Source organism: Chryseobacterium sp. (assembly GCF_029240215.1).
In the GTDB taxonomy this organism is placed as follows: Bacteria; Bacteroidota; Bacteroidia; order Flavobacteriales; family Weeksellaceae; genus Chryseobacterium.
In genome coordinates, this window is record NZ_JARBTK010000006.1 from 123660 (window position 1) to 142936 (window position 19277).

22 protein-coding genes are annotated in these 19277 nt (G+C 33.0%); 11 read left to right on the top strand and 11 right to left on the bottom strand.

Annotation, left to right across the window (positions count from 1 at the left end):
• Window positions 1-112: 112 nt before the first annotated feature.
• The 5 genes from K0R77_RS13220 (at window position 113) to K0R77_RS13240 (ending at window position 4678) form a co-directional block, all read left to right on the top strand.
• Window positions 113-568 (top strand): protease complex subunit PrcB family protein, encoded by a 456-nt coding sequence (locus K0R77_RS13220; protein ID WP_300353163.1) that lies wholly within the window; start codon window positions 113-115, stop codon window positions 566-568.
• A 61-nt stretch (window positions 569-629) separates the two neighbouring features.
• Window positions 630-1691, top strand: coding sequence for a hypothetical protein (locus K0R77_RS13225; RefSeq protein WP_300353165.1), 1062 nt, complete (start codon window positions 630-632; stop codon window positions 1689-1691).
• 4 nt (window positions 1692-1695) lie between these two features.
• Complete coding sequence (locus K0R77_RS13230; RefSeq protein ID WP_300353167.1) at window positions 1696-2802, top strand: RNA polymerase sigma factor; 1107 nt, start codon at window positions 1696-1698, stop codon at window positions 2800-2802.
• Between the two features lie 10 nt (window positions 2803-2812).
• Complete coding sequence (locus K0R77_RS13235) at window positions 2813-3685, top strand: outer membrane beta-barrel protein (RefSeq protein WP_300353170.1); 873 nt, start codon at window positions 2813-2815, stop codon at window positions 3683-3685.
• A gap of 24 nt (window positions 3686-3709) precedes the next feature.
• Complete coding sequence (locus K0R77_RS13240; protein ID WP_300353173.1) at window positions 3710-4678, top strand: chorismate-binding protein; 969 nt, start codon at window positions 3710-3712, stop codon at window positions 4676-4678.
• A gap of 989 nt (window positions 4679-5667) precedes the next feature.
• Here the strand turns inward: K0R77_RS13240 and K0R77_RS13245 are convergent.
• Complete coding sequence (locus tag K0R77_RS13245) at window positions 5668-6024, bottom strand: helix-turn-helix transcriptional regulator (protein WP_300353175.1); 357 nt, start codon at window positions 6022-6024, stop codon at window positions 5668-5670.
• 216 nt (window positions 6025-6240) lie between these two features.
• Here K0R77_RS13245 and K0R77_RS13250 point away from each other — a divergent pair, with 216 nt between their 5' ends.
• Genes K0R77_RS13250 through K0R77_RS13260 form a run of 3 tightly spaced genes read left to right on the top strand, consistent with a single transcriptional unit; the run spans window position 6241 to window position 7699 of the window.
• Complete coding sequence (locus K0R77_RS13250) at window positions 6241-6687, top strand: hypothetical protein (protein WP_300353177.1); 447 nt, start codon at window positions 6241-6243, stop codon at window positions 6685-6687.
• A 30-nt stretch (window positions 6688-6717) separates the two neighbouring features.
• Window positions 6718-7275, top strand: coding sequence for a TlpA family protein disulfide reductase (locus tag K0R77_RS13255; RefSeq protein WP_300353179.1), 558 nt, complete (start codon window positions 6718-6720; stop codon window positions 7273-7275).
• 13 nt (window positions 7276-7288) lie between these two features.
• Window positions 7289-7699, top strand: coding sequence for a hypothetical protein (locus K0R77_RS13260; RefSeq protein ID WP_300353181.1), 411 nt, complete (start codon window positions 7289-7291; stop codon window positions 7697-7699).
• A gap of 214 nt (window positions 7700-7913) precedes the next feature.
• Here K0R77_RS13260 and K0R77_RS13265 read toward each other — a convergent pair whose 3' ends face one another.
• The 10 genes from K0R77_RS13265 to K0R77_RS13310 form a co-directional block, all read right to left on the bottom strand.
• Entirely contained in the window at window positions 7914-8108 is a 195-nt protein-coding gene (locus tag K0R77_RS13265) for a hypothetical protein (protein WP_300353185.1), read from the bottom strand.
• A 3-nt stretch (window positions 8109-8111) separates the two neighbouring features.
• Window positions 8112-8714: a MarC family protein gene (locus tag K0R77_RS13270; protein ID WP_300353188.1), complete on the bottom strand. Its 603-nt coding sequence runs from the start codon at window positions 8712-8714 to the stop codon at window positions 8112-8114.
• 44 nt (window positions 8715-8758) lie between these two features.
• Window positions 8759-10495: a hypothetical protein gene (locus tag K0R77_RS13275; protein ID WP_300353190.1), complete on the bottom strand. Its 1737-nt coding sequence runs from the start codon at window positions 10493-10495 to the stop codon at window positions 8759-8761.
• Window positions 10495-11235, bottom strand: a complete 741-nt coding sequence (locus K0R77_RS13280) for a tetratricopeptide repeat protein (RefSeq protein WP_300353192.1) — start codon at window positions 11233-11235, stop codon at window positions 10495-10497. The genes K0R77_RS13275 and K0R77_RS13280 overlap by 1 nt, the downstream gene beginning before the upstream one ends.
• A 98-nt stretch (window positions 11236-11333) precedes the next feature.
• Window positions 11334-12341 (bottom strand): VWA domain-containing protein, encoded by a 1008-nt coding sequence (locus tag K0R77_RS13285; protein WP_300353195.1) that lies wholly within the window; start codon window positions 12339-12341, stop codon window positions 11334-11336.
• Window positions 12341-13333: a VWA domain-containing protein gene (locus tag K0R77_RS13290; RefSeq protein WP_300353198.1), complete on the bottom strand. Its 993-nt coding sequence runs from the start codon at window positions 13331-13333 to the stop codon at window positions 12341-12343. Before K0R77_RS13290 ends, K0R77_RS13285 begins: the two co-directional genes overlap by 1 nt.
• A complete protein-coding gene (locus K0R77_RS13295) occupies window positions 13326-14222 on the bottom strand; it encodes a BatD family protein (protein ID WP_300353201.1) in 897 nt (298 codons plus the stop codon). Before K0R77_RS13295 ends, K0R77_RS13290 begins: the two co-directional genes overlap by 8 nt.
• Before the next feature lie 50 nt (window positions 14223-14272).
• Window positions 14273-15139 (bottom strand): DUF58 domain-containing protein, encoded by an 867-nt coding sequence (locus tag K0R77_RS13300; protein WP_300353204.1) that lies wholly within the window; start codon window positions 15137-15139, stop codon window positions 14273-14275.
• Window positions 15140-15141: 2 nt separating this feature from the next.
• Window positions 15142-15525, bottom strand: coding sequence for a DUF2750 domain-containing protein (locus K0R77_RS13305; RefSeq protein WP_300353207.1), 384 nt, complete (start codon window positions 15523-15525; stop codon window positions 15142-15144).
• A 9-nt stretch (window positions 15526-15534) separates the two neighbouring features.
• The gene (locus K0R77_RS13310) at window positions 15535-16539 is read right to left on the bottom strand and encodes a MoxR family ATPase (protein ID WP_300353210.1); all 1005 of its coding nucleotides are present in this window, start codon (window positions 16537-16539) and stop codon (window positions 15535-15537) included.
• Window positions 16540-16787: 248 nt separating this feature from the next.
• Between K0R77_RS13310 and K0R77_RS13315 the strand changes: the two genes are divergently transcribed.
• The 3 genes from K0R77_RS13315 to K0R77_RS13325 all read left to right on the top strand — a co-directional run bounded on the left by K0R77_RS13315 (window position 16788) and on the right by K0R77_RS13325 (window position 19213).
• Window positions 16788-17258, top strand: a complete 471-nt coding sequence (locus K0R77_RS13315; protein ID WP_300353213.1) for a DinB family protein — start codon at window positions 16788-16790, stop codon at window positions 17256-17258.
• A gap of 90 nt (window positions 17259-17348) precedes the next feature.
• Complete coding sequence (gene rlmB / locus K0R77_RS13320; protein ID WP_300353215.1) at window positions 17349-18149, top strand: 23S rRNA (guanosine(2251)-2'-O)-methyltransferase RlmB; 801 nt, start codon at window positions 17349-17351, stop codon at window positions 18147-18149.
• 17 nt (window positions 18150-18166) lie between these two features.
• Entirely contained in the window at window positions 18167-19213 is a 1047-nt protein-coding gene (locus tag K0R77_RS13325; protein WP_300353218.1) for a DUF6263 family protein, read from the top strand.
• The last annotated feature ends 64 nt before the right edge of the window (window positions 19214-19277 follow it).

Consider the following 19277-nt stretch of genomic DNA (forward strand, 5'->3'; position numbering starts at 1 on the left):
TATTTAAAGTAAAAATACTGAAGGCTCAAATTATTTGAGTCTTTTTTTATATACTTGCTGCAACCTTTTGAGTTTTTTTCATCTTATAATTGTAACCAAAAAATTATCAATTATGAAAAATTACCTACTTCTGTTCTTTTGTTCGATTTTCTTTATCTTAAACTCGTGCAGTGATAATGAAAACAACATTGAGTATAAAACTCCAATAGCTACGCAGCCAATTGGCAAAGGAAATCTTTCTGGAAGCTATGTTTCACAGCAAAATACAGTGATTACAAACACTACGCAGTGGAATGCTTTTCTTAATACTTTAGACTCTGTTAATAATATTTCGGGTGGTTTTACAGAAACCAATATCGACTTTAATCAGTTTATGGTTATTGCTGTATTTGATGAAGTTTTCCCAAATGGCGGACATTCAGTTGATATTATCACGGTGGATGAAAACCCGCAAAGCATCGTGGTAGATCTTGAAAAACTTCTGACAGGAAACGCAACATCCGTTGTTACACAACCCTATCATATTGTGAAAATATCAAAAAGTACAAAACCTGTTTTATTTCAATAAACCAACTGCAACCTTTTTATCTTTTTGCATCTTATCAAGATAAACTTTTAAACAAAAACTTATGAAAAAACTACTTTTACCTTTTCTTTTATTAATCTTATCAATCTTTAATTCTTGCAGCAATGACTCCGATATAAGTGAGGGCGCAGAAAAAAATACTGCTCAATCATATGATGTATATGTTGCAGGTCGGGAAAACAGCAAAGCCTGCTTTTGGAAAAACAATATAAAAACTGATCTTACTAACGGTGACAATTTACTTCCGATAGAGATTAAGGTTGAAAACAGCAATGTTTATGTGACAGGAAGCATGGGGATCAATCCAGTATCACATAAATCAATACAGTATTTTTGGAAAGATAATGTAAAGACTGAAATCAAGCAATATCTGAATATTCAAAATAACGTACAGCACGATATAACAGGCTTTGCAGTAAATAATGGAGACATCTATTTTGCCGGTTACGTAGAAAACCCAATCCCAGCAAGTTCGTTAGAACGATATGAGCTTTGCTATTGGAAAAACGGTGTGAAAACTTTGCTTCGAAAAGGTCAGTTTATTCCATCTGCTGAAGGTATTTTTATTAACGGTTCAGATGTTTATGTTTCTGCTTTGGTTGTAGATAATAATCAAAACATTGACAGGGGATATTTTAAGAATACAACATACAATTCACTGAATAATCCTGATTACGTTTTCAATTTTGCAAAAAACAATAACGGATTACACATTCTCTATAAGAAAAATTCTAAGTATTATTCTAAAAACATCAATACAAACGCAGAAACATTAATTGGTGATTATACAGCATCACTTCCTTTTTACGGGAAAATTGTTTCCGACAAATCGACAAACGATTTATATACAACATATTATGACAACGGAATGAGCTATTTCAAAAATAGCACGGTAATTAATCCAACGTTTTCAGCTTTGCCTTTCATTCAGGATTTGTTTGTTCTTAATAATGACATCTACATGATAAAATATAACATACAAAATAATTCCTACAACGGAAAAGTGTTTATCAATGGTGTAGAATCTCAAAATATAAACGGTTTGCAAAACGGAACTATAAATTATACTGCAACTTTCAACTCCATCTATGTAGTAGAAAACTAAACCAATGCCTAAAACAAAAACAGATTGGAATACAATATATGTCGATTTATCCCCAAAACTTTTGGGGATTTGTCGCAGGTATATTACAGATCTGCAGACGGCAGAAGATCTATTGCAGGACAGTTTTATTATCGCTATGCAAAAAAGCCATCAGCTGAAAGATAAAAAAGCTTTATTTGGCTGGCTCAAAACCATTGTTGTGAATAATGCTTTACAGTACTTACGAAGCAGCTCCAAAGAAATTTTCGTCTCTACAGAAATATCAGAAATCCCGGAACCATTGATCGAAATGAATAACTCTGCCACAGAAAAAAATCACGTTTTAGCCTATGATTTCACCAGAGAAGAACTGTTGAAGTCTATCGACAGTCTGCCATTACATCACCGTTCTGTTTTTAATCTGTATTTTATCGAAAACAATTCTCATCAGGAGATTGCAAAACTATTGGGCATCAATGTAAGCACTTCAAAATCACATTTATTGAGAGCAAAAAAATCTGTTCAGAATTATTTATTAAACAATTTCGTCAATCAAAATACACCGAAAAACAATAAAAAGATTACACAATTATTGGTTTTTCTGGGGTTGGGTGGATTGGTTTGGGCACAGACTTTTCAAAGTAAATTTGCAGATTTTAAAATTGCTCCGTCAAAAAATCTTTCATTTTCTGATGATATTTCTTTGAATACTAATACTGTTTCATTTTCAGGCACCAATAAAAATTTCAGGAAAAAACTGATTATTTCCGCTACCTTACTGATCACTCTTATCATTTCGGTCGTAGCATTTGAAGAAAACAAAGTATTCAAACAAAAATTTTCAGAAGCCCAATCTTCAATAAAAAATGAGATAGGAATCGATTTAAATAATGATTCTCCGTCAGAACTAAAACCTGAGATTGTTGAAAAAACTAATTTTCAAAATCAGGAATCAAGCGAAATCAAGAATCTAAATCAAGAAATAAAAAATCAGGAAACTGCTGTAAAAGCAACTTTTGCCAAAGAAAAAAAAGTACCTTCAAAAGATTCTGCTGAAATTTCACCTAAAAAAGTTATTATTGTAAAAAAAGTCATTCAGAGAGACACTATTTTTATCGAAAGAGAAAATTAATACCAGAAACATGCTTTTCAGAAACATCATTTTCATTTTTACCGTATTATCGTTGCAAATCATACAGGCGCAAAAAACGAAAGCAGATACTGTAGTGGTCTATGAAAAAGTGATTATCTACGATACGATTTATTTAGAAAAAGCAGTGAAAAGCAGAATAAACGACGTACAAATTTCTCTTCCAACTCTAAAAGGTCCAATCATAGAGAACAGAATTTTTCAAGTAAAGACAACTACAACTCGGGAAAAAAGTTTTATCCAGGGTTTTCAATATGGTATTGAGGGTGGAATCGGCTTTAAAAACAGCAGTTGGGCAAAGGAATTGAATAATGACACACAACAATTCGGGGAAAATTTAGGAATATGGATTTCTAAGAGTGTAAGTAAAAATTTATATCTCATGTTATCCGCCAATATTTACCATTGGAATTCTACCTTTGATCTGGATGCCAACAAAGAAGACACCTATTTAAACGGATTTTATTTCACAGAAGACAATAAGCCACTGCTTTTTCAGAGATTTAATAATAAACATTTTGAGTATACAGCACAGCTAAAAGTCTTGTATGAATGGAGAAAATTCAGACCGTTCGTAGGATTTGCAGTGAGTAAAAACACTTACAAAATGCAATTTTTAGTTCCTGAAAGCAATGTTTTAAATAAACTTGATGATTTTAAAAGCAAACAATTCAACATTGGGTTTTCTTTCGGGCTGCAATATCGCATTTTGCCAAAAATATTGATTACTGCAGATTATCATCAGTATTCTTTAAACAACTTATCTTTAAAAAACAGCTCATTTGATTTTGACATTTTTAAGACTAATAATACCTTTGCTGAACGAAAACTGAATCTGGGAATTTCTTATTTTATTTCCAAATAAAGATTTTCATAAAGCATTCAACTTATGATTTACTTCAAATTTCCTTTTGACGAAAAACTCTATTCTACAGACGAAAACTCAGATAAAAATGCAGTCATTTTTCAGTCGTTTGATCAGTCGGAAAAGATCAGTTTCAATGGAAATATTATTGAGGTAAATGATATAGAGGATACATTCTCCGGCAAATTATTAGCTAAAGAAGAAGCTGATTTTTCTGCAGAAACTCATAAAGAATATCTGAATAAACTTGAGGAAGTCATTCATGTTATTAAAGAAAATAATCTGCCCAAACTGGTTCTTTCAAGAAGAAAAATTTTCAAAGACTTTAATGAAATCAATTTATACCAAAGTTTTAAACACCTTTGTCATGCTTATCCGAATGCCTTCAGATATATTTTCATTAATGGTAAAGACTCATGGATTGGCGCTTTTTCTGAAGTTTTAGGAAAATTTAATAAAACTACCCACGAGTTTGAAACGATGAGTTTGGCAGGAACAATCCCTGTCTCTGAAAACTGGTCTGAAAAAGAGATCGAAGAGCAAAAACCGGTTTCCTCCTACATCCGAAACGTTTTGGAAAAATTCAGTTCAGAGAATGATATTTACGAATCGGAAACTCATGATCATATTTCGGGAAACATCAAACATCTGAGAAGCGATTTTAAATTGAAAGTAAATCCTGAAGATCTTGACGCCATCATCGAAGAGCTTCATCCGACACCTGCTGTTTGCGGAATTCCGAAAGATTTTTGTAAGGAGAAAATTGAGCAATTTGAAAAATTCCCGAGAGAATTATATGCCGGATTTATCAGAATTGAAACCGATGATTTCATCCAATATTTTGTGAATTTACGTTGTGCAAAACTCTACAGTAATGCTGTACACCTTTTCGTTGGCGGCGGAATTACCGCTCAAAGCAACCCGGAAAAAGAATGGATTGAAACCGAACTGAAATCTGAAGCGGTTCTGAAAAATCTGTCATTTATAAATTAATAGATTTTAAGTAACGCACCGACTTTGTCGTAGTATGCAAAAAGTAAAATCTAAATTGAATATTTATTAATGAATGACTGTAATTAGTAAGAACTTAGTTTTTAACGGTGGGTTTGTCATTCCGGAGGAATCTCAACACTGAAAAATAAAACAGCTTAGATTCCTACGGAATGACAAACATGATGCTGATTATAATTGATTTTGTGATTGCATGAGTACGCAAAAAGTAAAATCTAAATTGAATATTTATTAAGAATGTCCGTAATTAGTAAGAACTTAGTTTTTAACGGTTGGTTTGTCATTCCGTAGGAATCTGAACACACTGAAAATAAAGCAGCTTAGATTCCTACGGAATGACAAACATGATGTTGATTATAATTGATTTGTGATTGCGTTAGTACGCAAAAAGTAATTACTCACTAAACATAAAAATCCTCTCTCAGAAATTGAAAGAGGATTCTTTTTATATGTTCTTTTTAAAATCTAAATTGAATATTGATTAATGAATGTCCATAACAGTTTAGATTCCTCCGGAATGACAAATATGATGTTGATTATAATTGATTTTGTGATTGCGTTAGTACGCAAAAAGTAAAATCTAAATTGAATATTTATTAAGAATGTCTGTAATTAGTAATAACTTAATTTTCAACGGTTGGTTTGTCATTCCGGAGGAATCTCAATACACTGAAAATAAAGCAGCTTAGATTCCTACGGAAATCGAAGATTCGACGTAGTCAATGACAAACATGATGTTGATTATAATTGATTTTGTGATTGCGTTAGTACGCAAAAAGTAATTCTCACTAAACATAAAAATCCTCTCTCAGAAATTGAAAGAGGATTCTTTTTATATGTTCTTTTTAAAATCTAAATTGAATATTGATTAATGAATGTCCATGTTTAGATTCCTACGGAAATCGAAGATTCGACGTAGTCAATGACAAACATGATGTTGATTTTAGCGTATGATTAAAAGCGGAGATTCATTATTTATTATTATCTAAAAGACTTTTTAGCAAAGAAATCTGCTCATCTTTGTCTTTAAGCCTTTCTTCGTATTGTTCTATCACTTTTTCTGAAAGATATTGATTTACAATATAACCTGCATTGTTAGAATACTCTCCGTTATTATTGTTTATTACGGTCAATCCTTCAGGTAATAAATCATTTAATGTTTTATCATAGATTTTAGCAATTTTATCTAAAATAAAAATGTCAGGGAAGCTTTTGTCGCTTTCATATCTTCTGTAAGTTGATTCTGAAATGTCTAATTTCTCAGCAACTTCAATAGTTGAAAACCCTTTTTCTATTCTCATTCCTTTTAGTTTTTGACCTATTTTCATCTTACTATTTGTTTTTAACAAAGGTAATTAAATTTTATTAACCTTATCAAAACTACGATTTTCAAAAATGACTAAGAATTGTTAACAATTGACTAATCTTTTGTCAGTTTTGATTGTTGAAAAAGCAAATCACTACTCTACTTTTGTAAAATGTTCTCGCGAAAACATAAATGTATAAAAAAAATTAATTAAAAAACATTTAACAATTAAAAAATTATGAAAAATTTATTTAAATTTGTATGCATTATTGCATTTTTAGCAGGAGGTTTAGCATTTGGGCAATCTCAGAAAGACAAGAAACATAGAATAGAAGTTATCTACTGTAAAAAATTTCATGTTTCGGTAGGGATTGGTGTAATAACAGTGGATACAGATGTAACTGGTTGTTTAGTAAAAATTGATGGTTTACCACTAATGATATGGAGCAAAAATGCTGAAAATCAAGATGACGGGAAAATAGAATACTTATACGTAAAAGAAGAAGAATTAATGAAAGAATTGAATGTAAAAGATTCTAAAGATCTTGAAAATATGAAAATTATCAAAAGTGGAATTTGGGATTATGAAGGAGAAGACTATGTAATTGATACAAATGCCGCTTATGAAGTTTTTGAATTTGAAGGTATAAAATATTATGCTTTTCACTTACAAAAGGCTAAATAGCAAAATATTTAAAATTTAATAAACTAAATCATGAGAAAATCAATTTATCTGTTATTACTTATCCTTTCAATTGTATTATTTGGAGTAATAATTTTCAATTCAAAAATTGGAAAAAATACGACCATCACATTCAATGATGAAAAGTTAAAATTCGAAGATTCACCTTTTTACAAGAAATATTATAATTCTAAAAAAATTGTAGTAGTAAATATTTGGGCAACTTGGTGCGAACCATGTATGGAAGAAATTCCTGAATTGAACAAATTGAAAAAAGAGTATAATAGGAATGAATTAGAGTTTATTTCTTACTCAATTGATAGCAAAAGTGATACTGAAAAATTAAAGCAATTTGTAGCCTCTAAAAAATTTGAGTGGAATGATGTAACTATTGAAAATCTCAGATACAGAAAGCTTTTGGAGAATGTTCTTTATAACAAAACTTCAAATTCAGATATTATACAAGTTACCTCTTTTGATATTCCAAAAACTTTAATTTTTAGAGATAAAAAAATGATCAAAGAATATAATGGATTAATTGATTATCATGATATATCTCGATTTTTAAATACGGAACTACAGAAGAACTAAGATTTTAGCAGAAATGAGAATCAAAGTTTTCGTTCTATTTCTGATTTTATTTTTCAATGTCAACTTAAAATCTCAAACCACAATGTCCGGTTTAGACAAAGGTTTAGCAATCGGTAATATTTTAGTGCAAGGTTATTTGGCTTTAAAGGGAAACGGAACAAAAGCTGTTGATCCAAATGCTAAAACTGTTGATAGTTTTTGTTTCAAGAACAAAATGGATGAGAAAATTACCATAAAGCTCAACGGGAAAATAGAAGATGAAGAAGTAAAAAAGGAATTCGTCATTCAAAAAGACGAAAAAGAGTGCACATACAACTTGCCGAAAGGTATATATACTTATGAAGTTTTACTTTCAAGTAAAGATACTTATCAAAAAGGTGAATATAAAGTTTCAGAAGAAGCTTTAATGACGATCAATCGTTAGCAGAAATCCTTTCAGAAGTCATTCTGAAAGGATTTCTTTAATAAATTTCAAGTATAGATAGCATTCACTTTGTAATTCCGGAGGAATCACAACAGTAAGATGTAATGCAAAAGATTCCTCCGGAATGACAAACTAAATGGTGATTACTCTTTTATCAAAACCCCCTTTCAAAGCTATTTGAAAGGGGGTTTTGACATTTTATTATGAAAAATAATTATTTCTTTACTCCGATTTTACTCCAGGTATTCATGATGAAAAGCAAGAAAAGCCCAACCACACCACAGATAATTGAAATTACAAATTTCATATTGTCTTCTGATGAAATCTCAGAATGCCAGTCTATCGCATAAATATTGATAGCGATAATTATGATAAATACAATTAAAAATACTTTATAAAACTTCTGCATGATCTAAAAATTTATATAATTCTGCACCAATTGTGCAAAGTTTGCTGTAAACAATTTAATTGAAATCGCTAAAAGAATGATTCCGAAAACTTTCTGAAGAATCGATAAAGTCGCCTCTCCCATTTTCTTCTCCAGCCAAGGAGCTGATTTCAGCACCAAATATACGAAAATTGTATTGAGAATGATCCCAAGAATGATATTGATGTCATGAAATTCTGCACGCAATGATAAGGTAGTCGTCAAAGTTCCCGCTCCTGCAACCAATGGAAAGGCAATAGGAACAATCGATGCGGCTTTCGCCTCGGTCGTTTTATTGATTTCGATACCTAAAATCATTTCTAATGCAATAATGAATATGACAAATGCCCCCGCAATCGCAAATGAATTGACATCTACCCCAATGAATTTCAGGATTTTATTTCCTACAAAAAGAAAAACGATCATGATCAATCCTGCCGTAATTGAAGCCCTTTTAGCCTCAATCTGTCCGAACTTCTGCTTTAAACTTACGATAATAGGAATAGATCCGATGATGTCGATCACCGCAAAAAGCACCATGAAACAAGTCATTGTTTCTTTGAAAGAAAAATCCTGAAGAATCTCCATTATTCAATAATTATTAATTTCGCAAAATTATGAATAAAAAATGATTATTTACTAATCTGAGAATACAAATTGATAATATCTTTCAGAAGTTCACCAATTCCTTCTTCAGATTTTACCGGAGTATATTTTTCTATCTGAATTCTTTGGGAAAGATTTCTGTATTCTTCTGCTACAGAACTTCCTTTGTAACTTTCCAGAAACTGTCTGAAATCATCTTTAGAACTTTGGAAATACTGATTTCTCACTTCAGAATCCAATTCTTCAACTGTCTTGAAGAACTGATCAAAGCTTTGACTGTCTTTTAGATTTTCAAGATAGGTAAAGTAATCTCCAACATCAGTTTTCAGACTTTCTCTGATTTCTCTTTCGGTTTCAGCGACTGATCCAAGATCTCTTGAAGCTGATTTTTCCTTAACTATATTACGTTTTTTTTGCCAATTTTTAAATAACAAATAAGCAATGAATAATCCTAAAAGAATTCCAAAATTGATGAAAAGAATTCGCCAATTAAATTTGCTTTTTTCTTTTACTTTAAACGTTGTAGTCTTCAAAACCGGACTGTTTACTGTTTCCAGAAGCGTATTGGTATACTCATTCACTTTCTCGACAGTAGAACGGGATTCCAAAACCTGATCGTGAGAAAATGCTGTAAGACTGAGTGTTTCCTGTCCTAAATTGACATATTCTTTATCTGCCGGGTTAAAGAATGCAAACTCTTCAGTTTTGATATTGAGAATTCCTGTTTTGTTGGGAATTAAAACATAATTAGCCAAAATATACCCTTTCATCCCCTCTACGCCTGCTTTCACTCTTGATGTGATTTTCGGGGCAAATACTTCGTAATCAGGTGATGTTTCAATTTTCGGCAATTCCATATCGGATAAATTACCTTCACCCGAAACTTTCAGAACAACATTGACAGGTTTTTTGGCCTCAATCTTTTCTTTAGCTTCGTGGTAAACATCCACTTTAAAATTTCCTACTGCATTTTTGAAGCTTTCCGGCGAACCTTCCGGAAGTTTTTTAACATTCAGCTTTACTTTGTTGGAAACAATTTTATTTTTATGGGCATAAGAATTAACCGAAGCCGAAACAGACGGAACTTCAACGTATCCCGATTCATTTGGAAACACAATAAACATTGCAAGTATCTGCGAAGGCATATTTGAGTAACCCGAAGGATCGATTTCAGATTTGTGAAAGCTGATTGGATGTACATTCAGATTATCCTGTTCGGGAAGATGTATATTTTTTACCTTTCTCAGGTTATCAATACTTTTCGAATAAACCCTTAAAACCGCAACCGTTGGCTGATCCTGATAAACTTCTCTGTCTTCAATTTCCATATTAAGATAGACATCGTTATCGGCATTTTTAGCGACAGGTTTTTTCTCAATATCACGGATGAAGATATCAAAAGGTTCGGTTTTATAAATTTTATTATTGACAGTTACCAGTACAGAACCAATTCTTACTTTACCTTTTTGTTTGGGTTCAAGTGCAATTCTGGTAACATACTGTTCTACAGCAACATTAGATTCAGGATCTCTTACAGCCTGGCTAAATGAGCCATTGCCAATCATATTAAATTTAGACAAATCAGGAAGCTGAATTTTACTCTGCTGTACAAGATTATCGCCATTCAACTCTAAGATAATGGTAAGATTTACAATGTCTTTACCGTTGTAATCACTTTTATCAGGTCTCATAGTAAGTTCTACCTGTCCGTAAGCAATTACGGATGCGAAAGTCAACAGTATGTAAAATAATTTTTGTTTCATCACCAATCTTTCTCGTTGCTTTGCGGCATCGAATAAGAATTTTTGTTTAAAATTCTTCTGGCGGTTTCTTTTTCTTTTTCGCTTACTTTATTCAATATGGCGTTCTCAATATCTTTAGGCATTTTGCCCTGATTATTTTTATCCTTGTCAGGTTGGTCACCTTCCGGGCTTTCTCCTTCGTTTTTCTGTCCTTGTCCCTGATCCTGATTTTTGGGATCACCATTTTTGTCTTTATTTTTCTGCTGGTCGTCACCTCCGCCACCTTTACCGGATTTACTTTCCTGATTTTTCTTTTGTTGATTTTCTTTCTCCTTCAATTTGGCAATCTCAAAATTCTTTCTTGTTGCTTCATTGTAAGGATCTTGTTTTAATGATTGTTTGTAATAATCGGCCGCCTTCTCGGGCTGACTCATCTGCATGTATGTATTCCCCAGATTATGCAAGGCTGCCGCCTTATCGGGAATGGTCTGTGAAAGGCTTTGTGCTTTTTCAAACTCAGCTTTTGCCTCTTCGTATTTTTTGCTTTTATACAAAGCGTTTCCCAAATTGTAATGAGCTGTAAATTCTTTTTCGTTAGATTTTACCGCTTCCATATATCTTGATGATGCACCGTCGTAATCTTTACCGTTGAATTTCTGATTGCCTTCATATACCAAAGTTTTATAGTTTTTCTGCCCAAACAATACGTTTGAGAACGAGAAAGCAATCATCAACGATAAAAATAAAATTTTAGTATTCATCACTTGCAAAATTATTCCTTTATATGTTAAGAAACAGTCTATTATTTGTTAAAATTGGGTTAAAGTATTCACCAGAGTAAGATTTTAATAAAAGCAAATTAAATATTAAAATCTCTTTTCGGATTAAAGAGAAAAATGATCAGGAAAAAAAATATCGAAACTGCTAGAAAGTACTGATAATAATGATTGGCATTTTGAGATTTGACCAGAGTTTCTGTGGAAGATGCTTTTTTATTTAAAGCTTCTACAATTCTATCCGGCGCTTCGTTGATGTTATTCCCGTCGATGTAGCTTCCGCCTGTAGATTCTGCAATCTTCATTAAAGCTTCTGTTTGCCTTTTGGAAATAACGGTTTGTCCGTTCATATCACTTTTGTACCCCATTAATTGCCCGAATTCGTATTCCGGAACAGGTGCGCCTTCGTCAGAACCAATTCCCACTGACGTAACTATAATTCCTTCCCGGTTGGCTAATTTAATGGCTGCATTGTCATTTCCCTCATTGTCTTCACCGTCACTCAATAAAATGACTTTCCTTGCACCTTTATTGATATTTTTAAATTTGTCTACGGCGGTTTCCATAGCTTTCAGAAAGTCTGTTCCCTGAATTTTTATTGAACCGGTTTCAACACCATTAATATAGGTTTCTGCCGAATTATAATCGGTGGTCAAAGGCATAATTGAAGTTGCCTGACCTGCAAAAATGATCATCCCAACTTTATCATTCTTCAATTTCTGCATTGTCTGAATCACCAGATTTTTTGCTTCAACCAAACGACTCGGCTCAATATCTTCTGCATTCATCGAGTTGGAAACATCCAACATAAAAATCACATTATTAAATTTCTGATTGGTTGTCACTTCTTCTGAACCGCTCAGCAAATCAATGATCGAGAAAATCAAAAATAATGTCGCAATAAAATACAGAGCCGGAAAAATTTTAATAAAACCCGATTTTTTTTCAAATAAAGCTTCATGAAAACGGCTGTCGGCAAAAATCTCCTTTCTTTTCTTTTTCCATTTTACATATCGAATGAGAAAAAAAGATAAGACCGGTAAAAGCAGCAACAATAATAAGTACCAATAATTTCCTAAATACAATTCCATCAGCTTAAAAATTTATATAATACCCATCTCAATAACGCATCAAAAACCAGCATTCCCAAAGCAACCCAAAGGAAAATTTTAAAATATTCCTGATAATTGTAAAGCTTGGCTACTTTTACATCAGATTTTTCAAGCTGATTGATTTCGCTGTACACTTCTTCAAGACTGCTGTTTGAGGTAGCTCTGAAATATTTGCCACCTGTTTCCTGAGCGATTTCTCTCAAAATTGGCTCATCGATCTGTACCTGCGTTTCGGTAAAAACCAAATCTCCAAAAACATCAACCTGAGTAGGCATCAATGCAATACCATTTGTTCCTACACCGATTGAATATACTTTAATATTGTTATTTCTTGCCAATTCGGCTGCAACTTGCGGAGGAATTGCATTTTCAACATTATTCACCCCATCAGTCATCAGAATAATGATCTTACTCTTTGCCTTGCTTGTACGAAGGTGGTTTACCGCAACAGAAAGCCCTTCCCCGATTGCTGTTCCGGGATAAAGTTCGGCAGTATTGAGATTTTTAAACTCATCAATGACAACCTGATGATCTGAAGTTACAGGAACTTTGGTAAAAGCTTCGGAAGCATAGGTAACTACGCCAATTCTGTCATTCGGACGTTTTTCTACGAACTGGATGGCAATTTCTTTAAGTGCCGTCAATCTGTCGGGTGAAAGATCTTTGGACAACATACTTAATGAAACGTCTACCGCAAACATAATATCTACGCCTTTCGTGTCGTCTCTGTCCTGAGAAATCGTAAACGTTCTCGGTCTTGCCATCGCTACAAAAAGACATGAAAGAATGATGTATTTTGAAACTTTAAGTAAAAAAAGAACAGGTAAAATTCCGTTGCTGCTATTCATATTCTGAACAGTAGGAACCTTGATTCCTTTCAGTTTTTTCCTGCTAATATCTCTGATTAATAACGGAATAAACAAAAGAAATAAAAATAAAAACCACGGACTGTAAAACTCAAAATTAAACATCTTTTCTCAGGTTTTCAAATTCTATATCCTTTGATGATCTTTTCACAAAGTCTTTGATCTCGTTAAAATCTTTTTCCATCGTCTGCTGATCCGGGAAAGTTTTGGCAAATTTCACCAGATCACCTCTGAAGAATACATCTTCAACTACTTTTTCGTTGTCTTCCGAAATGGTATTATTCTTCTTCATTAGCTCAATCAGATCATCGGTTAACAAAACATCGGCAGGAATTCTATATTGTTTTGCAATAAACCCCCTTGAAATATCTATCAGCTCCACATAAAAAGAACGGTAATTTCCTTCTTCGATATATTTTTTCTTTTTTAATGAATCTAGTTCTTTTAAAGTCTGATTGGTTGCCACAACCGGAGAATCTTTTGATTTTCTGCCATATTTAACAATTATAAAAATAGCGATTATTAAAGCTATCAAAGCCAAAGCAGCTAAAACATACCATTTATAAAGCTGCCAATAATCTGTAACATCCAGTTTGACATCTTTATTATTCATGATATCATTAATCACGTCACCTTTTTGGGCAGTGTTGACCACTTCAACTTCGTAAGGAATCGTTTTTAAAATTTTATCTCCAACTTTAAATTCAAGTTCAGGAATCGTATAAGTTCCCTCTTCGAAAACCGAAAATTCAATTTTTCTTTCATAAGAATTGGGCTGCACACCGATGCTGTCTTTAATTTCTTCAAAATGAAAAGGTAACAACTGATCTTTGGCAGCAGCTTTTACTTCCTGATTATTCAGGTTGTCAATTTTTACGGTAAAACGGTTGACTTCACCAAGAGCTAAAGTTTTCTTTTCAAGATTCGATGAAAGTATCTGTGAAAAAGCATTTGCACAGACAAAAAATAATATAAGTAATAATAATTTTTTCAATTCTCAATGATCAATTTTGGCAAAAGCCTAATTTATTTTTAAATCTAAATTTATTTCTTCTGAAAATACTGATACAATAATTTCGCATAATCATCGCCGGTATTGATATTCATAAAGCTTGCCGAACTGTTGGCGAAATCTTCTTCCAATGCTCTTACTTTTTGTTTCTGCGCTTCGGCGAAAGTATATCTCCATCTTGCATTTGATGTATTGACCCAAACCTGTTTTCCTGTTTCTGCATCGTGGAAAAGCGTATAACCAACATCCGGAATTTCGTTATCTTTTTCATCAAAAATTCTCATTCCCAGAAGATGATGTTTCTTTGATGCCACACGAAGCATTTTAGAATCATAGGCATCTCCAAAATCTGAAAGCATAAATACTAATGATTTTCTTTTGAAAATTCCCATCATATATTCTAATGCCTTATCAATTTTAGAAACTGCCGGAACATAATCTGCTGTCAGAATATTGCTGATGATTGACAAAATATGTTTTCTTCCTTTTTGTGGCGGAATAACCTTATAAACTTTATCCGCAAATAAAATCAAACCAACCTTATCATTATTTCCTGCTGCCGAAAATCCTAAACTTGCGGCAATTTCAGCAACGTATTCTCTTTTCAGCTGATTCTTCGTTCCGTAATCCATTGAAGCAGAAATATCAACCAAAATCATCATGGTCAGTTCACGTTCTTCCTCCATCACTTTTACGAATGGCTCACGGAAACGTGCAGTTTTATTCCAGTCGATTCTACGGATTTCATCACCAAATTGGTAAGGGCGAACTTCAGAAAACGTCATTCCCTGTCCTTTAAAAGCACTGTGATATTGTCCCATCAAAGAAGCCTCCGTCTTCTTTCGAGTACGGATTTCTATCTGTTTTACTTTTTTTATGATGTCTTTCGTTTGTAACATCTCTATTGATAATTTTCTAATTCTATTGATAAATCTCTTTTAAATTCTTCAAGATTAACAACAAAGCCAGTTTTGTTATTCATTGGAAAAACATTTATCAAATAATTATTTTCCAAAATAAAATGGAAAATTCCCTCTTCCAATTCTTCCAAAGAAATTTCGCAAATTTCAAAATTTTCCCATTCTTTATTTAAGTTTAATTTTGCAAATTCTTCATGAGACCATATTGGAAACATATATTTATTATTTGTTTCAGAAATTGCAAAGTTTCCTTCCAAACTTTTTAATGAGTATAATATTTCAAAATCAGCAATCTTTTTTATAAAATAATTATATCTCTCAAATGGTTCTAAATTTGAAACAGTTTCAATTTCTTTTACGTGCATAACTCAAATTTACGGTGCCTGTATTTTAGCCAAAATTCTATTCACAATTTCTTCTGATGTAATCTCCTCGGCTTCCGCCTCAAAAGTCAACCCAATCCTATGTCTTAAGACATCTTTTGCCAATTCTTTTACATCTTCAGGAATTACAAACGCTCTTCCTCTCAAAAATGCATACGCTCTCGAAGCAATTGCCAAGTTGATAGACGCTCTCGGTGAGGCTCCGAAACTGATATAATTTTTCAATTCAGAAAGACCATACCTTTCAGGAAAACGGGTTGCAAAAACCATATCAAGAATGTATTTTTCAATCTTTTCGTCCAGATAAATCTGATTGACAATCGATTTTGCCTCGGTAATATTAGTTAAAGAAATAACAGGCTTTACCACCGGCTGATGTGAAGTAGAAACCATTCTCATTACTTTTCTTTCATCCTCAAATTCCGGATAATCAATCTTACATTTCAGCATAAAACGGTCGCTTTGTGCTTCCGGTAAAAGATAAGTTCCTTCCTGATCGATCGGGTTTTGTGTTGCCAAAACTAAAAATGGTTTTGGAAGATGCATTGTTTCGTCACCAATGGTCACCTGTTTTTCCTGCATTACTTCCAGAAGAGCCGACTGTACCTTTGCCGGAGCTCTGTTGATCTCATCTGCAAGCACAAAATTTGCAAAAACAGGACCTCTTTTTATGGAAAAATCGTTTTCTTTAATATTATAAATCATCGTTCCCACAACATCTGCAGGAAGAAGATCGGGAGTAAACTGAATTCTGGAAAAATCACCATGTACAGCTTCTGCAAGAGTTTTTATCGCTAAAGTTTTTGCCAATCCGGGAACACCTTCCAGCAAAACGTGGCCGTTACCGAGAAGTCCGACCAAAAGCCGGTCGATCATGTATTCCTGTCCGATAATTACTTTGTTGATTTCCTGCCTCAAAAGTGAAAAGAAATAATTCTGTTCTCTTACTTTTTCCGTGAGCTGACGAATGTCTTCTGCTTGATATGAATCTGACATAGTTTAAATTAAATAATTGGTAAATTTCTAATAAATACTTGCATTAATCAACACAATGAATGCCATTTTTGAGTTAAAATTTGTTAAATATTCCAGCCACTCTGACAGATTCGGAATGACTTAAATCATAAATTGCATTTCTTTTAATTCTAAAATCATAAAAATACATAAATTTTACTTTAAAGCCCTGTTCAAAAATTGTCATTTTCAGTTTATTAAACTATTTTTGGTGATTAAATTTTTGAAATATGAATTATCATTTTCAAGCTCACAGACAGGTCAGAAAAAACCTTTTGAACATCTTGCAGGACACTTCTCATGAAGATCTCTTATTAATTCCCGATGGTTTTAATAACAATATGTACTGGAATATTGCACATACTGTTGCCACACAGCAGCTTTTGCATTATTATCTGAGCGGAAATCCTTTCAGAATTGATAAATACTGGATCGAAACTTATAAAAAAGGAACCATGCCCAATCTGAATGTCCAGAAGTCTGAAGTGGAAGATCTTGAATTTCTTTTAACCGAAACTTCAAAGATTTTAATGAAAGATTACGACAGTGATTTCTTTTCAGACTACACACCCTATACCACAAGTTTTGGGATGGATTTGAAAAGCATTCAGGATGCAATTATTTTTAATAATTTGCACGAAAGCCTGCATTATGGTTATGCAATGGCGCAGAAAAGAGCAATTTTAGGAGAAAAATTCTAAAAAAGAGCCAAGAAAAAGTAAAAAGAATTAAGCAAAAAATAAGTTTGAATAACAAAGTTTATTCAATTAAAAAATATAAAAAATAAAATTTTGGAAGATTTTCAACATAAAAACCCAAAACCTGAATTCAGAAATTCAGAACCCAACAAAAAAGATGATTTTATATTCGGGCTACGTCCGGTTTTAGAAGCTATTGAAGCAGGAAAAACAATCGATAAAATCTTTGTGCAAAATGCTTTGCAAGGAGAAATTTATGCAGAATTGAAAGCTGTTTTAGCAAAATACAAAATCCGCCCCAACTACGTTCCTGTTGAGAAGCTGAACCGTTTTACAAGAAAAAATCACCAAGGTATAGTAGCGTTTATTTCAGATGTACCTTTTCACAAAATAGAAAATATTATTCCTGAATTATTTGAAGAAGGAAAAGTGCCTTTTATACTCATTTTAGACAGATTGACTGACGTCAGAAACTTTGGAGCCATCTGCAGAACAGCAGAATGTGTAGGAATTCACGCCGTTGTTATTCCGGAAAAAGGTGGAGCGCCAATCAATTCTGATGCGATAAAAACTTCTGCAGGAGCAATGTACAATATCAAAATTTGTAAGGAAAATAATTTAGCTCACGTTGTAGATTTTTTACAGCAAAGCGGAGTTTCTGTATTTTCGGCAACTGAAAAAGCACAAAAATTGATCTACGATGTTAATTTCACTGAACCTTGCGCTATCGTAATGGGAAATGAAGAAACCGGAATTTCAAAAGAGGTTCTACATCATTCAGACGAAAAAATAAAACTTCCGATAGAAGGAAAAACACAATCACTTAACGTTTCTGTAGCTTGTGGAGCAATTCTTTACGAAGCAATGAGACAAAAATTGATGAAAATTAATTAACAGTATTAAAATTATTTATGAAAAATATAGCAGCAATAGCACTGATCTCTTTAGCCATCGTTTCTTGTAAAAAAGAGACGGCAACCATCACAAAAGTAGACCCTAAAACCGGAAAAACCATTACGGTAGAAGTTCCTGCTGATTCTGTGGCTGAAGTAAAAGCAAACCCTGCCATCAAAGATTCTTTAGGAGTTTTTACGCAATCTTTTAAACTTGAAAAAGGAAAAACATATCCTTTGACAACCTATCAGAGAGATGTGAAAACGATGACTGACCCATCAGGGAAAACTTTGAACGGAACAAGCGAATCTACAGACGAAATGACTTTTACGGTAAATGATGTAAAAGGAGGAATTTACGACATCACCATCAACCTCATAGGGAAGAGAAACTCTCAGAGTGCAGACGGAAAAACCATTGTTGTAGATACAAAACAGGCAATTCCTAAAGAAGATAATCTTAAAATGATCTGGAATGTAAACCGTGCCTTGACCGGTAACAAACTGAATATGAAGATGGACAGCAAAGGAAATGTGATCTCTATTACAGGTTTTGATGCTATCTACACAAAAATTTCAAATGCACTTGGTACGCTTATAAAAGATGCCAACCAAAAAGCAAGCGCTGTCGCAGGTCTTAAACAAAGCTTTAACGAAAAAGTTTTAAAAGATCAGTTTTCTAAAAACCTGACGATAATTCCGAAAAAAGGAGTGAAGATCGGTGAAAAATGGACTACAAGTGAAAGCGCAGATGAAAGCGGAAAATATAAAGTGACCTCAAACTACGTTCTGAAAAGTGTAGGAAACGGAATTGCCGAAATTTCTGTAACGGGAGGAATTCCGAAAAAAGAAGAGAAAAAATCTCAGGGTGAAATGACACACAGCATGAGCAGCGAACTGGCGCAAAATGGGACCATTAAATTTGACCAAAATACAGGCTGGATTACCAATCAGAATATTACTGTAAAAACCACTCAGATCGAAACGATTTCAGACGGAAAGCAGTCTCAGAGCATGAAAAGTGTTTCAAATTCTTCTGTGATGGTGAATCCTGCAGCAAAATAGAGTTTTAGGGTTTGAGAGTTTTAGCGTTATTTAGATGATAATCAAACTTTGAATCTTGAATTTT

Coding starts and splice junctions, on each gene's coding strand:
- K0R77_RS13230 (WP_300353167.1), top strand. CDS start 1,696: ATGCCTAAAACAAAAACAGATTGGAATACAATATATGTCGATTTATCC.
- K0R77_RS13280 (WP_300353192.1), bottom strand. CDS start 11,235: ATGAATACTAAAATTTTATTTTTATCGTTGATGATTGCTTTCTCGTTC.
- K0R77_RS13250 (WP_300353177.1), top strand. CDS start 6,241: ATGAAAAATTTATTTAAATTTGTATGCATTATTGCATTTTTAGCAGGA.
- K0R77_RS13225 (WP_300353165.1), top strand. CDS start 630: ATGAAAAAACTACTTTTACCTTTTCTTTTATTAATCTTATCAATCTTT.
- K0R77_RS13300 (WP_300353204.1), bottom strand. CDS start 15,139: ATGTTACAAACGAAAGACATCATAAAAAAAGTAAAACAGATAGAAATC.
- K0R77_RS13220 (WP_300353163.1), top strand. CDS start 113: ATGAAAAATTACCTACTTCTGTTCTTTTGTTCGATTTTCTTTATCTTA.
- K0R77_RS13255 (WP_300353179.1), top strand. CDS start 6,718: ATGAGAAAATCAATTTATCTGTTATTACTTATCCTTTCAATTGTATTA.
- K0R77_RS13290 (WP_300353198.1), bottom strand. CDS start 13,333: ATGTTTAATTTTGAGTTTTACAGTCCGTGGTTTTTATTTTTATTTCTT.
- K0R77_RS13315 (WP_300353213.1), top strand. CDS start 16,788: ATGAATTATCATTTTCAAGCTCACAGACAGGTCAGAAAAAACCTTTTG.
- K0R77_RS13310 (WP_300353210.1), bottom strand. CDS start 16,539: ATGTCAGATTCATATCAAGCAGAAGACATTCGTCAGCTCACGGAAAAA.
- K0R77_RS13240 (WP_300353173.1), top strand. CDS start 3,710: ATGATTTACTTCAAATTTCCTTTTGACGAAAAACTCTATTCTACAGAC.
- K0R77_RS13285 (WP_300353195.1), bottom strand. CDS start 12,341: ATGGAATTGTATTTAGGAAATTATTGGTACTTATTATTGTTGCTGCTT.
- K0R77_RS13270 (WP_300353188.1), bottom strand. CDS start 8,714: ATGGAGATTCTTCAGGATTTTTCTTTCAAAGAAACAATGACTTGTTTC.
- K0R77_RS13235 (WP_300353170.1), top strand. CDS start 2,813: ATGCTTTTCAGAAACATCATTTTCATTTTTACCGTATTATCGTTGCAA.
- K0R77_RS13265 (WP_300353185.1), bottom strand. CDS start 8,108: ATGCAGAAGTTTTATAAAGTATTTTTAATTGTATTTATCATAATTATC.
- K0R77_RS13260 (WP_300353181.1), top strand. CDS start 7,289: ATGAGAATCAAAGTTTTCGTTCTATTTCTGATTTTATTTTTCAATGTC.
- K0R77_RS13245 (WP_300353175.1), bottom strand. CDS start 6,024: ATGAAAATAGGTCAAAAACTAAAAGGAATGAGAATAGAAAAAGGGTTT.
- K0R77_RS13325 (WP_300353218.1), top strand. CDS start 18,167: ATGAAAAATATAGCAGCAATAGCACTGATCTCTTTAGCCATCGTTTCT.
- K0R77_RS13305 (WP_300353207.1), bottom strand. CDS start 15,525: ATGCACGTAAAAGAAATTGAAACTGTTTCAAATTTAGAACCATTTGAG.
- K0R77_RS13275 (WP_300353190.1), bottom strand. CDS start 10,495: ATGAAACAAAAATTATTTTACATACTGTTGACTTTCGCATCCGTAATT.